Source organism: Aeromicrobium senzhongii, assembly GCF_014334735.1.
GTDB classification, from domain to species: Bacteria; Actinomycetota; Actinomycetes; order Propionibacteriales; family Nocardioidaceae; genus Aeromicrobium; species Aeromicrobium senzhongii.
The window spans coordinates 2,919,929-2,934,310 of sequence record NZ_CP060587.1 but is presented as its reverse complement, the minus strand read 5'-3'; the positions used below and the strand labels follow the sequence as shown (position 1 = coordinate 2,934,310).

Annotated in this window: 10 protein-coding genes and 1 pseudogene; 9 read left to right on the top strand and 2 right to left on the bottom strand. The window is 71.0% G+C overall.

The features are described 5' to 3' along the window. The first annotated feature begins 41 nt into the window (after positions 1-41). The 5 genes from H9L21_RS14380 to H9L21_RS14360 are packed head-to-tail and all read left to right on the top strand — an operon-like array spanning position 42 to position 6,541. Positions 42-1,085, top strand: coding sequence for a winged helix DNA-binding domain-containing protein (locus H9L21_RS14380; RefSeq protein WP_154597437.1), 1,044 nt, complete (start codon positions 42-44; stop codon positions 1,083-1,085). After that, positions 1,082-2,680 (top strand): acyl-CoA carboxylase subunit beta, encoded by a 1,599-nt coding sequence (locus tag H9L21_RS14375; protein WP_154597438.1) that lies wholly within the window; start codon positions 1,082-1,084, stop codon positions 2,678-2,680. Before H9L21_RS14380 ends, H9L21_RS14375 begins: the two co-directional genes overlap by 4 nt. A 32-nt stretch (positions 2,681-2,712) precedes the next feature. Then, complete coding sequence (locus H9L21_RS14370; protein WP_187411595.1) at positions 2,713-4,620, top strand: acetyl/propionyl/methylcrotonyl-CoA carboxylase subunit alpha; 1,908 nt, start codon at positions 2,713-2,715, stop codon at positions 4,618-4,620. Further along, entirely contained in the window at positions 4,617-5,780 is a 1,164-nt protein-coding gene (locus H9L21_RS14365; RefSeq protein WP_154597440.1) for an acyl-CoA dehydrogenase family protein, read from the top strand. Before H9L21_RS14370 ends, H9L21_RS14365 begins: the two co-directional genes overlap by 4 nt. A 14-nt stretch (positions 5,781-5,794) precedes the next feature. Next, the gene (locus H9L21_RS14360; RefSeq protein ID WP_154597441.1) at positions 5,795-6,541 is read left to right on the top strand and encodes an enoyl-CoA hydratase-related protein; all 747 of its coding nucleotides are present in this window, start codon (positions 5,795-5,797) and stop codon (positions 6,539-6,541) included. Between the two features lie 59 nt (positions 6,542-6,600). Here the strand turns inward: H9L21_RS14360 and H9L21_RS14355 are convergent, their stop codons facing one another. Further along, positions 6,601-7,407: a hypothetical protein gene (locus H9L21_RS14355; RefSeq protein WP_154597442.1), complete on the bottom strand. Its 807-nt coding sequence runs from the start codon at positions 7,405-7,407 to the stop codon at positions 6,601-6,603. A 97-nt stretch (positions 7,408-7,504) separates the two neighbouring features. Next, positions 7,505-7,633: a hypothetical protein gene (locus tag H9L21_RS15530; protein ID WP_255467077.1), complete on the bottom strand. Its 129-nt coding sequence runs from the start codon at positions 7,631-7,633 to the stop codon at positions 7,505-7,507. A 621-nt stretch (positions 7,634-8,254) separates the two neighbouring features. Between H9L21_RS15530 and H9L21_RS15635 the strand changes: the two are divergent. From H9L21_RS15635 to H9L21_RS14330, 4 genes and pseudogenes are all read left to right on the top strand, one after another. Beyond that, positions 8,255-9,535: pseudogene (locus tag H9L21_RS15635) on the top strand (DUF6801 domain-containing protein); the annotation flags it as partial. A gap of 226 nt (positions 9,536-9,761) precedes the next feature. Next, positions 9,762-10,697, top strand: coding sequence for an Ig-like domain-containing protein (locus H9L21_RS15570; protein ID WP_187411592.1), 936 nt, complete (start codon positions 9,762-9,764; stop codon positions 10,695-10,697). Positions 10,698-10,780: 83 nt separating this feature from the next. Next, a complete protein-coding gene (locus H9L21_RS14335; RefSeq protein ID WP_154597444.1) occupies positions 10,781-12,868 on the top strand; it encodes a HelD family protein in 2,088 nt (695 codons plus the stop codon). Then, positions 12,865-14,379 carry a metallophosphoesterase family protein gene (locus tag H9L21_RS14330; protein WP_154597445.1) on the top strand — a complete coding sequence of 505 codons (1,515 nt, stop codon included), beginning with the start codon at positions 12,865-12,867 and terminating at the stop codon, positions 14,377-14,379. Before H9L21_RS14335 ends, H9L21_RS14330 begins: the two co-directional genes overlap by 4 nt. Positions 14,380-14,382 lie beyond the last annotated feature (3 nt).

Here is a 14,382-nt window from a genome sequence, read left to right as displayed (position 1 = left end):
GAAGGTGAAACCGTTTCCAAAAGTGGAGAGGGGTGGCGGGCATGAGCCCAGCACAGGTCCGCGGAGAGCGGATGGCGCGGCAACGGTTGATCGGCGAGCCGTTCCCGGACCTGCGGTCCTGCGTCGGCACCCTCGGTGCGGTGCAGTTCCAGGAGTTCGAGGACTCGCTGTGGTCGCTCGCCCGCCGCACGAAGGACCGCCCGAGCCGTGAGGCCATCGCCACCGAGATCGCCGAGGGTTCGCTCGTGCGTCACCACGTGCTGCGCCCGACGTGGCACGTCGTCCGCGTCGAGGACCTCGGCTGGATGCTCGATCTGACGGCCGACCGGATCCGCGCGCAGTCGCGCCCGCAGTTGCGGTCCACCGGTCTGCTCGAGGACCGCGACCGGTTCGTCGCCATGGTCGGCCAGATCGTCGAGGCCGCGGACGTCCCGCTGACCCGCAAGGAGATCGGAGCGGCCCTGGCCGAGCGCGGGGTCGAGCTCAAGGGCATGGCGCTCGGTCACGTCACGATGGGCGCCGAGCTGGACAAGATCGTGACGACCGGCCCTCGCCGCGGCAGCTGGGACACCTTCGTCCCCTACGCGTCGCGCATCCCCACCGCGCCGATCGACCGGGACGAGGCGCTCGTCCGTCTCGCGTCGATGTACCTGGCCGGACACGCGCCCGCCACCGCCCGCGACTTCGCCTGGTGGGCCGGCCTGACCCTCACCGACGCGCGGCGCGCGTTCGAGCAGGTCGAGCCCGAGGCGTTCGAGGCGCCCACCTCGGACGGCACCGCGTTCCTGCTGAGCCTCTTCGACGAGCTCGTCATCGCCTACCAGGACCGCTCGCACTACGAGGTGCCCACCGCGCGCGACGGCATCATCGACGTCTGGGGCGGCAACCTGGCGCTGCTCGACGGCGTGGTCGCCGGGACCTGGCGCCGCCTCAAGCCACAGCGCAAGGCCGACCCGGTCCGCCTGGAGATCACCCCCGTGCGAGCCCTCTCGCCCACCGACCGCGAGCGCATCGAGACCGATGCCGCCTCCCTCATCGACCACCTCGACACCACCGTCGACCTGCAGTGGAAGGACCACGCATGAGTGCAGTCAGGACCGCCGTCGACCCGACGTCGGCCGCGTACGCCCAGAACCGGGAGGCGGCGCTCGAACGCGTCGCCGACCTCGCCGAGCAGCACGCCAAGGCGCTGGCCGGCGGCGGCGAGAAGTACGTGGACCGTCATCACCAACGGGGCAAGCTGACCGCGCGCGAGCGCATCGAGCTGCTCGTCGATCCGGACGCGCCGTTCCTCGAGCTGGGCGCGTTGGCCGGCTGGGGCACCGACTTCACCGTCGGCGGCTCGATCATCACCGGCATCGGTGTCGTCGAGGGCGTCGAGTGCATGATCATCGCCAACGACCCCACCGTGAAGGGCGGCTCGTCCAACCCGGTCACGGTCAAGAAGGGCTTCCGCGCCGCGCAGATCGCGGCCGAGAACCGGCTGCCCACGATCAACCTCGTCGAGTCCGGCGGCGCCGACCTGCCGACGCAGAAGGACATCTTCATCCCCGGCGGCGCCAGCTTCCGCAACATCACGCAGGCCAGTGAGGACCGCCGTCCCACGGTCGCGCTGGTCTTCGGCAACTCAACGGCGGGCGGCGCCTACGTGCCCGGCATGAGCGACTACGTCGTCATGGTCGACGGCGGCGCCAAGGTCTTCCTCGGTGGACCGCCGCTGGTGAAGATGGCCACGGGCGAGGAGTCCGACGACGAGTCGCTCGGCGGCGCCCAGATGCACGCCAAGCAGTCCGGCCTGGCCGACTACCTGGCGGTCGACGAACGCGACGCGATCCGCCTCGGCCGCCAGATCATGCGCCGGATCAACTGGCGCAAGGCCGGCCCGGTGCCCGCCTCGGTCTACAGCGAGCCGCTGCTGGACCAGGAGGACCTGCTGGGCATCGTGCCCACCGACCTGAAGATCCCGTTCGACCCCCGTGAGGTCATCGCGCGCCTGGTCGACGGCAGCGAGTTCGACGAGTTCAAGCCGCTCTACGGCCAGAGCCTCGTCACCGGCTTCGCCCAGCTGCACGGGCACCCGATCGGCATCCTGGCCAACGCCCAGGGCGTGCTGTTCAGCCAGGAGGCCCAGAAGGCCGCGCAGTTCATCCAGCTGGCGAACCAGATCGACACGCCACTGCTGTTTTTGCACAACACGACGGGCTACATGGTCGGTGCGGAGTACGAGCAGGGCGGCATCATCAAGCACGGCGCGCAGATGATCAACGCCGTCTCGAACAGCAAGGTCCCGCACATCTCGATCGTGATGGGGGCGTCGTACGGCGCCGGTCACTACGGCATGAGCGGCCGCGCCTACGACCCGCGCTTCATGTTCAGCTGGGTCGGCGCCAAGTCCGCCGTGATGGGCCCGGCGCAGCTGGCCGGCGTCATGGAGATCGTGGCCCGCCAGTCTTCCGAGTCCAAGGGCATCCCGTTCGATTCCGAGGGATTCCAGGGCATCAAGGACCTCGTCGAGCAGCAGATCGAGGAGCAGTCGCTGGCGTACTTCACCAGCGGCCTGGGCTACGACGACGGTGTCATCGACCCGCGCGACACCCGCACCATCTTGGGCATCTGCCTGTCCGCCATCGCCAACGCGCCCGTCGAGGGCGCCCGCGGCTACGGGGTGTTCCGCCTGTGAGCGCCTCCACCGTCCAGCAAGGAGTCAACCCGGTGACCATCAGAAGAGTCCTCGTCGCCAACCGTGGCGAGATCGCCCGCCGCGTGTTCCGCACGGCCCGTGACCTCGGCATCGAGACGGTCGCCGTGTTCTCCGACGCCGACGCCGACATGCCGTTCGTGGCCGAGGCGGACCTCGCGGTGCGCCTGCCCGGCAGCGCGCCCTCGGAGACCTACCTGCGCGGCGACCTCGTGATCGACGCCGCGCGCCGCACGGGTGCCGACGCGATCCACCCCGGCTACGGCTTCCTGTCCGAGAACGCCGCCTTCGCCCGTGAGGTCGAGGCGGCCGGTCTGGTCTGGATCGGCCCCAGCCCGGAGTCCATCGACCAGATGGGCAGCAAGATCCGCGCCAAGGAGATCATGGCCGCGGCCGACGTGCCGATCCTCTCGGTCGACGTCGCCTCGGTGACGGACGCCGACCTGCCGCTGCTGGTCAAGGCCAGTGCCGGCGGTGGTGGTCGCGGCATGCGCGTGGTCGAGCGGCTGGAGGACCTCGACGGCGAGCTGGCCAAGGCGCAGGCCGAGGCCCAGTCCGCGTTCGGCGACGGCACCGTCTTCGTCGAGCCGTACCTGCCGCGTGCCCGCCACGTCGAGGTGCAGATCCTGGCCGACACGCACGGCACCGTCTGGGCCGTCGGCGACCGTGACTGCTCGATCCAGCGTCGTCACCAGAAGGTCGTGGAGGAGGCGCCCGCGCCGAACCTGTCTGACACGGCGCGCAAGACCCTGCACACCGCGGCCCGGGCGGCCGCCGAGGCCGTGGGCTACCGCGGCGCCGGCACGGTCGAGTTCCTCGTCGACGGCGACCGGGTCTTCTTCCTGGAGATGAACACCCGTCTGCAGGTCGAGCACCCCGTCACCGAGCAGGTGCACGGCATCGATCTCGTCGCCGCGCAGATCGCGATCGCCGAGGGCAAGCCGCTCGAGGGCGAGGTCTCGGCGCCGCAGGGCCACTCCATCGAGGTGCGCCTCTACGCCGAGGACCCGGCCGACGACTGGTCGCCCCAGACCGGCACGATCCGCGTCTTCGACTTCCCCGAGACGGTCCGCGTCGACTCCGCGGTCGAGGTGGGCAGCGTCGTGGGCATCCACTACGACGCGATGATCGCGAAGGTCATCGCGCACGGCCCCGACCGCACCACGGCGCTGCGCATCCTGGTCGACGCCCTGCGTCGGTCGAGCGTGCACGGTGTCACGACGAACCGGTCGGCCCTGCGCCAGATCCTCGAGGCCCAGCCGGTGCAGGACGCCGACCTGTGGACCTCGATGCTGGAGGAGCACGCCGACGCGTGGATCACGACGGAGGCCGGCGACCCGCTGGTGCCCGTCGCGGCAGCCCTGGCCGAGGCCACGATCGCGGCCGCGTCCGGGCGGGTGCTCTCGCGCATCCCCGCCGGGTTCCGCAACGTCCCGAGCCAGCCGTTGACGCGCGAGTACGAGGGTCACGAGCCCGTCCGGTACCGCAGCGCTGGTGGACGGCTCACCGTCGACGGGGTCACCGTCGTCTCACTCGACACGTTCGGCTCGGCGGCCGAGGTGCTGCTCGAGGCTGACGGCGTCACCCGCCGCTACTGGGTCGAGACCGGCGAGAAGCACGTCGACGTCGACGGTCCGGAGGGCTCGACGAGCCTGACGCCGGTGCCGCGCTTCGTCGATCCCGCCGACGTCGTTGCCGAGGGTTCGCTGTTGGCGCCCATGCCCGCCGCGGTCACCGCGGTCCAGGTCGCCGACGGCGATCGCGTCTCGAAGGGCGACCCCGTGGTCGTCCTCGAGGCCATGAAGATGCAGCACACCATCACGGCGCCGTCCGACGGCGTCGTCAGCAACCTGGCGGTCACCGTCGGGCAGCAGGTCGAGGCCGGAGCCGTCCTCGCCGTCATCGAGGAGGAAGCAGAATGAGCAACTTCACCGAGTCCGAGGAGCGTCGCGAACTGCGCAAGGCCGTCGCGGCCCTAGGCGCCAAGTACGGCGAGCACTACTTCTACGACGCCGCGAACTCCGGTCGCAAGACCACCGAGCTGTGGTCCGAGGCGGGCAAGCTCGGCTACCTCGGCGTCTCGATCCCCGAGGAGTTCGGCGGCGGTGGCGGCGACATCGGCGATCTCGCCGCGGTGTGCGAGGAGCTGGCGGTCGCCGGTTGCCCGCTGCTGCTGATGGTCGTCTCGCCGGCCATCGTCGGCACGGTCATCGCGCAGTACGGCACGCCCGAGCAGAAGCAGCGCTGGCTGCCCGGCCTGGCCGACGGCACCGAGACGTACGCCTTCAGCATCACCGAGCCGGATGCCGGGTCGAACTCGCACAACCTGGTCACCACGGCCACGAAGACCGAGGACGGCGGCTGGATCCTCAAGGGCGGCAAGACCTACATCTCCGGCGTCGACGAGGCCAGCCACGTGCTGGTCGTCGGTCGCACGGCCGACGCCAGGAGCGGCAAGCTCAAGCCCGCGTTGTTCATGGTGCCGACCGATGCCGAGGGCTTCAGCGCCCAGGAGATCGAGATGGGCATCACGAGTCCCGAGAAGCAGTTCACCCTGTTCTTCGACGACATCCGCCTGCCCGCCGATGCCCTGGTCGGCAGCGAGGACGCCGGTCTGGAGCAGTTGTTCGCCGGCCTCAACCCCGAGCGCATCATGGCGGCCTCGATGGGCACCGGCACCGCGCGCTGGGCGCTCAACAAGGCCGTCGCCTACGCCAAGGAGCGCGACGTCTGGGGCAAGCCGATCGGCGCGCACCAGGCGATCGCCCACCCGCTGGCGCAGTTGCACATCGACATCGAGATGACGCGACTGTTGACCCAGAAGGCCGCGGCGCTCTACGCCGCGGGCGACCTGATGGGCGCCGGCGAGGCCGCCAACATGGCCAAGGTCGCCGCCGGTGACGCGGCCGCCCGGGCCGTCGACACGGCGATCCAGACCCACGGCGGCAACGGCCTGGCGAACGAGTACGGTCTCGTCCAGGCCCTGGCCGCGTCGCGCCTGTCGAACATCGCGCCGGTGAGCAAGCAGATGGCCCTCAACTTCGTGGCCCAGTTCTCGCTCGGCCTGCCGAAGTCCTACTGAGTCGGAGGAGCACCATGACCGAACTCGTCCACCTGGACGTCGCGGACGGCGTCGCGACGATCACCCTCGACAGCGAGCACAACCGCAACGCGCTGAGCCGCCAGCTCGTCACCGAGCTGCGCGACCACCTGGCCAGCGCCGAGGCCGACGCCGACGCGAAGGTGATCGTGCTGCGCTCGGCTCACCGCGTGTTCTGCTCGGGTGCCGATCTGTCGGAGGCGGCGGAGGGCTCGATGCAGCAGGGCGCGGCAGCGCTGATCGACCTGCAGCGTCGGCTCGCCACGAGCGCGAAGCCCGTCGTGGTGGTGCTCGGCGGTCCCGTGCGCGCGGGTGGTCTCGGCCTGGTCGGTGCCGCCGACATCGTGCTGGCCACGCGTCCGGTGACGTTCGCGCTGACCGAGGTCCGGCTGGCGTTGGCACCCGCGGTCATCAGCCTGTCGTTGTTGCCGCGGCTGGCCCCGCGAGCGGCGTCCGACCTCTTCCTCACGGGGCGCAAGTTCGACGCCGTCGAGGCGGCCGAGATCGGCCTGGTCACCCGCGTCGTCGAGGACGGTGAGCTCGAGTCCGGGCTCCAGGCCGTGCTCGCCGACCTGGCCCAGGGGTACCCGCAGGGGTTCCGCGAGACGAAGGCGCTGCTGAACCACGACCTCGTCGAGCGCATCGATCGGCTGGGCGACCAGGTGGCCGAGCAGTCGGCGCGGCTCTTCGGCAGCGACGAGGCCCGCGAGGCCATGCTGGCGTTCCTGTCCCGCAAGGGCTGACCCAGGCCCCACGACGAGCGCCCCTCCCGAGACTGGGAGGGGCGCTCGTCGTGCGCAGGTCAGTCCTGCGACGGAACCGGCTTCAGTGCGTTCACCGAACAGTGCGCCTGCGGGGCGATGACCGCGATCCGCTGGGTGTACCCGTGCATGAAGCCGAAGAGACGCTGGCCGGTCAGCGAGGCGTTGAAGGCGCGCGGCGCCGTCTTCGCCTTGACCTGGAAATGCGATTCCGCGGGCTTCGGATCGTCGTCCAGCACGTCGTAAGGCGACTTCACGGTGAGGAGCGTGGCGTCACCTTCCGATTCGTCGAGGACTCCGACCGTCGACCTGAAGGTGTCGCACGAGCCGGCGGGCGCGATGAAGAGCGACACGTACTGCCAGACGAGCCAGGCCTTCGGGTAGGTCCGGCCGGCAACGGTGGCGGGCCCGGTGGTCACCGCATTCGCCTCCGCGTCGATCGGCTGCTGCGTGAGGTCGAGCCAGCGCCAGCCGACATACCGGCGCGCCGTGCTCTTACCGGCGCGAGCACGCTTGGACTTCGGCGCGACGACGCGCACGGCATGAGCACCGGCGGTCGAGACCTTGATGCGGGTCGCGTAGCCGCGCTTCTTGGTGGTGCGGACCTTCTTGACGGTCCTCCACTTCCCGGCGCCGACCTTGACCTGGACGGCGAGGCGCTTCTTGGCCGCCTTGGGCCCTCGGACCTTGCCCGAGACCTTGACGGTCTGACCGACGTCGGCCTTCGTCGTCGACAACTTGATCGAGACCTTGTAGGTCGGCTTCTTCGCGGCCTCGGCCGAGGCCGTGGGCGCGAGCGAGACGATCAGGCCGACGGCAGCGGCGACGGCGATGGAGCGTGGACGCATGGATGTTCTCCCCGAGATGTATTTGTGGTCGCCACAATTTAACGAGTCCGGCTCGGCCCGTCCGTCGAAACGCCGAAATCAGCCGAAGCGCCGTGGCTCACGGCAGCGGCAGTGCGGGCAGTGCGTTGAGCGAGCAACGGATCCGTGGCGAGATCACGACTGCGGTGTTCCCCATGTCGCCCAGGCCGAGGACCCGACGGCCGGTCAGCGTGTGGCGGATGGGCACCGGTGCGGCACCGGGAGCGAGGCTTCCCGGCCGCCTCGGCGGCCGTGGCGGGCGCGAGTGAGACGACGAGGCCGAGCACAGCGGCCACGGCGATGATGCGCACGCGCATGACGACACACTCCCCGAGATCAGTGACGAATCGCCCCGAACCTGGCGAAGACCGACCCGTCGTGCGCCCTGAACGGCGCAGACGTGGTGACGATCGAGCAGCGCCCCCTCCCCCGAGCTGAAGGGGGCGCTCGAACGACCGTTGTGCGGGTCAGCCCAGGCGCATGGTGGTTCCTGACCTCGGGGGATGGGTCCTCAGGCTAGGCGCGCTCGCGGCGCCGCGAGGTGACAACAGGAGTTACGTCAGAAACATTTGCCACATTCGTCCCACTTCGCCCGGGAGCGCCCCGCGGGCTCCGGCCGTCCCCCCTCGACGTTCGGCGCTCGCGGGGCGCCGTCGTTGAAGAGCCGTGCCGTTCGCTCCTGATACCTCCGACTTGGAGTCGGGCTGCGCCTCGGCCGCGCCCACTCCGTGGCCCGGGGGCTGGTCATCGCGCCCGGATGTGAGTACCGTCACACTGTAACTGTCAGTGACAGGCTGGCCTCGGGGGCCTGTGGGAGCCAGGAGTCGTCGTGTCGCCAGTCAAGTCCTTCATCGCCGCCGTTGTACCCGCGGCCACCGTCGCCGCCACGCTGACAGCGGTCCTCGGCGGTTCCCAGGCGCAAGCTGCTGCCGGCGACCTGCCCGTCGGTCCGGGCGAGTTGGCGACGAACCTGCTCTACGACTGCCACGTCGAGTCCGGCGGCCTGGACCTGGGAGTTCGCCCGGTCGTCGTGACCCCGTCGGTGACGTACCCCGAGACCGCCGCACCGGGTGACGTGCTCCCCGCCCGGGCGCTCGACATGTCCGTGGTGCTTCCCGACTTCATCAGGCAGGCCTCGTACGACCTGCTGGGTGCGAGGTCGTTCGAGGGAGAGGCCGACGGTGTCCAGTTCGCCATCGAGACCGCCGGCCGCTGGTCCGGTCTGCCGCCGACCTCGCTGACGATCGCGCGGGCCGACCTGCCTGCATCGGGGAGTTGGACGCTGGACGCCGAGGCCACGGTGCCGGCCATCACCGTGCCCGACGATGCTCGCGAGGCGCTCTGGCTGGGACTGCCGAGGACCTTCGCCATCGCCGGATCCTTCGTGTCGGCTGACGGCGGCAGCATCCCCACGTCGCTCACATGTGAGGCCCCGGAGGATCACACCATCGGCGGTATCCGCGTCGCAGGGGCGACCAACCCGACGCCCCCGACGGACCGTCCGACGGTCAACCCCACGACCGAGCCCGTGCCGTCCGATCCGACGACCGACCCGTCCCCGGACCCCACCGATCCCACCGACCCGCCGACTGACCCGACGGACCCGACCGATCCGCCGACCGACCCGGTGCCCGGGCCCGGAGGAGCGGTCCCGGTCGGACCCGGGACGTTGTCCCGAGCCGCTTCCTACCAGTGCGCGGTGACCGCGGCAGGTCTGAACCTGGGCACCCAGGCCTTCTCCCTCGCGGCCACGGCCGACTACCCCGAGACCGCGGCGCCCGGGGACGTGTTGGCGGCGCGTGAACTGACGGTCCGGTGGACGTCGAGCGAGCGGCTGCGGCAGTCCGTGGCGCTGTTGCTCGGGGCGACGGAGGCGGAGGGGACCGCTGCCGATGCGGCGCTGTCGGTCACCACTGCGGGCCGGACCACCGAGCTCGAGCCGACCGCGCTGGCATTCTCGCGGGCGTCCGTCTCCGAGACGGCCGACCCGCCGTGGACGATGCAGGGCACCGCCACGATCCCGGCGATCACCGTCCCGCAGGACGCCACCGGCGCGGTCTGGCTGGGGCTGCCGGACAACTTCACGATCACCCAGGTCTTGTACAAGGCGGACAACTCGACGTACCCGATGGTGGCGACGTGCGCCGCCGGTCAGGACCGCCTGCTCGGCGGCATCGCGCTGGCCGGTCAGACCGCCCCGGAGCCGCCCGTGCTCGATCTCCCGAGCCAGCCGACCCCTCCGACTCCGCCGACCTCTCCGACTCCGCCGACCTCTCCGACTCCGCCGACCGACCCGACCACTCCGCCGTTCCCCACGGACCCGCCCGGTGAGCCCGGTGGCGAGGTGCCCACGGGGCGGTCAGCTCTCGCGGACGATCGCGTACCGGTGCGAGACGATCGTCGGTGGCCTGAACCTGGGCACCCGGGACGTCGCGGTCACGGCGACGACGGACTATGGGGTGATTTACGGCGACAACGTCCTGCCTCCCAGCCCGCTTTACCTGCGGCTCCACATGCCGGAGCTGCTGCGCGGCACCGTGGCCGACATCGTGGGCGGACGGGAATCCTCGGGCTCGGTCCCGGGTCTGCCGCTGGCGGTGACGGTCAACGGAGCCCCGTTCGACCTTCCCGTGGGCGTGCAGTTCCCCCGGAGTCCCGTCCCGCAGCAGGCGGGCGAGCCGTGGGTGTTGGCGGGACGGGGCGAGGTCCCGTTCATCTCCCTGGCGAGCGACACGAGGGGCGCCGTCACATTGGGCCTGCCCGCCACGTTCCGGCTGGATCTCTCGGTCTACACGGACAGCGACGAGATCCCGTCGACCGTGAGTTGCACGGGACCCAGTGACCGCCTGATCCGCAGCTTCGAGATCGAAGAGCAGCCGACCGAGGGACCCACACCCGGGCCCACGACCGAGCCGAGCACCGTGCCGACGACCCAGTTCACGGTCGAGCCGACGACCGCGCCGACCACCGCGCCGACGACAGGCCCGACCAGCGGTCCGGTCCTGCTCGCCCCGACGGTCAAGGTCGGCGCGGTCTGCCTGTGGCGCTCGGCGGTCTTCACCGTCGGGGTGTCGGCGAAGGGCACCGTCCCGACCGGCACCGTGACGGTGAAGCTGGGGGACAGGACCGTGGCGAAGGGCCGGGTCTTCCTCGGCGTGAGCATCCTGACGGCGAGCAACCTGCCGAAGGGTCAGCACACGTTCTCGATAACGTACAGCGGCGATGGGAAGGTCGCTGCGAAGACCGTGACGAAGGTCCTGCGCATCAACTGACGCCTGAAGCGTGGCGGTGGGGGCGACCGGCTGGCATCCGGTGCCTAGAATGGAGAGTTCCCCCATGCCAGCGAAGGACGTTGATGAGCAGCCCCTCACCCGATGAACGCGAGCTCGCCCACGAGCAGGCGTACGTCGACACGGTCTACCAGCGCCTGGAGGAGTCCACGAAGGTCGCCAAGTCGCTCGTCGCCGAGGGACTGGCCCGTGGCCACATCGGCCACGAGGGTGGACTGGTCGAGCGCGACGCGATGGTCTACCAGGCCTCGCGCCGGCTCAGTGCCCTGCACGCGGCCCACGACGGCCTCGTGTTCGGCCGCCTCGACCTGAACGGCGGCGACGCCCGCTACATCGGACGGATCGGCGTGCGGGACGAGGACCGCGAGATCATCCTGGTCGACTGGCGTGCCCCCGCGGCCGCCGTCTTCTACCAGGCCACCGCCCAGGATCCGGCCGGCGTCGTCCGTCGTCGCGTGCTGCGGTGCCGGGGCGACCGCGTCGTGGGTATCGAGGACGAGCTGCTCGACGCCGAGGCCGCGCCCGACGACATGGTCGTGATCGGTGAGGGCGCCCTGCTGGCCAGCCTCAGCCGGGCCCGCGACAGCTCGATGCACTCGGTCGTGGCGACGATCCAGAAGGAGCAGGACGAGGCCATCCGCGCCCCCGCCCGGGGCGCCACGATCATCGGCGGCGGTCCCGGCACGGGCAAGACGGTCGTCGCGCTGCACCGCGCGGCCTACCTGCTCTACACCGATCGGCGCCGATTCGAGTCCGGTGGCGTCCTGGTCGTCGGTCCGTCCGGCGTGTTCATGAACTACATCGAGCGGGTCCTGCCCAGTCTGGGCGAGACCAGCGTCGTGCTGCGGTCGATCGGCGAGGTCGTCGACGGCATCCGGGCCGACCGCCACGCGTCGCCCGAGATGGCGGCTCTGCTGGGTTCGGCCCGCATGGCGAAGGTCTTGGCCCGCGTCGCGAGGTCGCCGCAGGCGGGGGCACCCCACCGCTTCGACCTGTTCTACCGCGACGACCGCCTCGTGCTCGAGGCCTCCGACCTGGCCCGCATCCGGCGCCGGGTGCTGGCGAACGGCCTGCCCAACACCACCCAGGCCGTCGCGCGCGAGGAACTGGTCAAGGCCCTGTGGGAGCGCGTCACCGGTGATCGCGGTCTCGACCGCGGCGAGGAGGCGTTCGCCGACCAGCTCGACGGCGACCTGACGTTCGAGACGTTCGTCGACGAGTGGTGGCCCGAGCTCGACCCGGTCGAGGTCTGGCGGTCCGTCCCGTCGCGCCTCGGCGAGGTCGCGTCCGATCTCTACACCTCGTTCGAGCAGCAGGTCCTGCGCCGTGAGTGGGCCGACCACCCCACGATCGAGGACATCCCGCTCATCGACGAGCTGCGGCACCTGCTCGGTGAGGCGCCGGCCCGCTCCGAGGACGACTGGGCCACGCCGAAGCAGATGATGAGCTTCGAGCAGCGCGAGCGCGAGGACCGGGTCCAGGCCACCGGCAGCATCGACGACGTGGGCTATGCGCACGTGCTGGTCGACGAGGCGCAGGACCTCTCGCCGATGCAGTGGCGCATGCTCGGCCGTCGTGGCCGCACCGCCAGCTGGACGATCGTGGGCGACGAGGCACAGTCCTCGTGGCCGGTCCCGTCCGAATCGGCCGCCGCGCGCGACGAGGCGCTCGGCACGATGCCGGTCCACCGCTTCCGACTCTCGACGAACTACCGCAACTCCGCCGAGATCTACGAGTTCGCCGCCCAGGTCGCGACCCACGCGATCGAGCGTCCCGATCTCGCCGACGCGGTCCGCCGCACCGGAGTCGACCCGCGCCACGAGGTCGTGCCCGGCGACGAGCTGCTCGGCCGGGTGGCCGACATGGCCGCCGAGATGCTCACGCAGGTCGAGGGCACCGTCGCCGTCGTCGCCCCCGCGGGACGTCTGGCCGAGGTCAGCGCGGCGGTGCCGGCCGACGAACGGCTCCGCGTGCTCGAGCCGCTCGACACCAAGGGACTGGAGTTCGACGGTGTCGTGCTGGTCGATCCCGACGCCGTGGTCTCCGAGGCCGCGGCGGGCTGGCGCACGCTCTACGTCGTGCTGACCCGTGCGACCCAGCGACTTGTCACCGTGGGCACCTCGCGCCGGTGGCTCGATCGGGTGGCCGAGTGAGCCGTGCCCTCGCGGCGCTCGCCCTGGCGATCGTCGGGTTGGTCGTGGCCGTGCCCGTCACCGCGGCGACGTTCCTCGACACGGAGCGGGCCGTCACGATCGGCGCCCACAACGCCACCGCCAGTCCCACCTTCGACGGCCACGTGACGATCGTGGCCGGACCGCTGCTGCCCGAGCTGCGCATGCCCTCGGACGCCGTGCTGGGCATCGGCGCCGAGGTCGTGCTGCGGGACAGCCCCGACACCGACCTCGAGCGCGTCCTCGCGCAGGACGCGGCGATCGCGAGCCAGCCCGAGGGCGAGATCGCCGCGATGACCTCCGAGATGACCGACATGGCCCTGGCGGCCCTGCAGCGGGGCGTCGCCGCCGGCGTCGTCGCGATGGTCGTCGTGGGCGGCGTGTGGTGGGCGCTGGGTCCCCGGCGTCGCCGCGAGCTGCGTGAGGCGTGGCCGCCCGACCCGCGCCCCGCGTTGGTCATGGGCGTCCTGGTGATCGTGGTGCTGGGCGCGGTCATGGCCTATGCGCAGGACCCCGACACCGAGCGCGAGGTGGCCTGGGTCCCGATCCGCCAGGAGTTCCCCGAGCTGCCCGACGAGCCACGCCTGGACAAGGTCGAGATCTCGCGGGGGGCGGCCACCGCCACCAGCAAGGCCATCGTCCAGGGCGCGCTCGACACCTACCAGGCGTCGCTGTCGTTCTACTCGGACCTGGCCGAGAAGGCGAAGGGCATCGCCGTCCGCGCCCCCGAGCCGGGTCAGACCACCGCGCTGGTCGTCACCGATCGGCACAACAACGTCGGCATGGACCCCGTTGCCCGCGAGGTCGCCGACGCCGCCGACGCGTCCTTCGTGCTCGACCTCGGCGACGACACGTCGAACGGTGCGTCCTGGGAGGCCTTCAGCATCAAGTCGCTGCGTCAGACCTTCGCCGACCTGCCGATCGTCGCCGTCGCGGGCAACCACGACACCGGCGACCACGTGCTCGACGAGATGGAGCGTCACGACTTCATCGTGCTCGACGGCGAGCCGGTCGAGGTCGAGGGCGTGCGGATCCTCGGTGAGAGCGATCCGCGCAGCTCGGGCCTGACCGCCGGCTACAACGGCAACGAGGACGACAACATCTCCGCCATCACCGACCAGAACGTCGCGCTGGCCGACACGGCGTGTGAGGACGGCGAGGTCAGCCTGCTGGCCACCCACAGCGCCGCTTCCGCCAAGGCCACCGTCGCGCAGGGGTGCGTCGACCTGGCCATCAGCGGACACCTCCACCGTCAGGAGGGCCCGGTCAGCACCGAGGGGCCGAACGGCACGTCGACCCAGTTGACGATCGGCTCCACCGGTGGCGCGGTCTACGCGTTCGCGCTCGGCACCAAGCTGCGTCGCGACGCCCAGGTGGCCGTGCTGACCTTCGAGGACGGCCGTGCCGTCGGCCTCCAGGTCGTCACGTTCAAGCCCGGTGCCGTCATCGACGTCGGCGCGTACACGACCCTGCCCGTGGCAGCGGCGCCCTGAGGA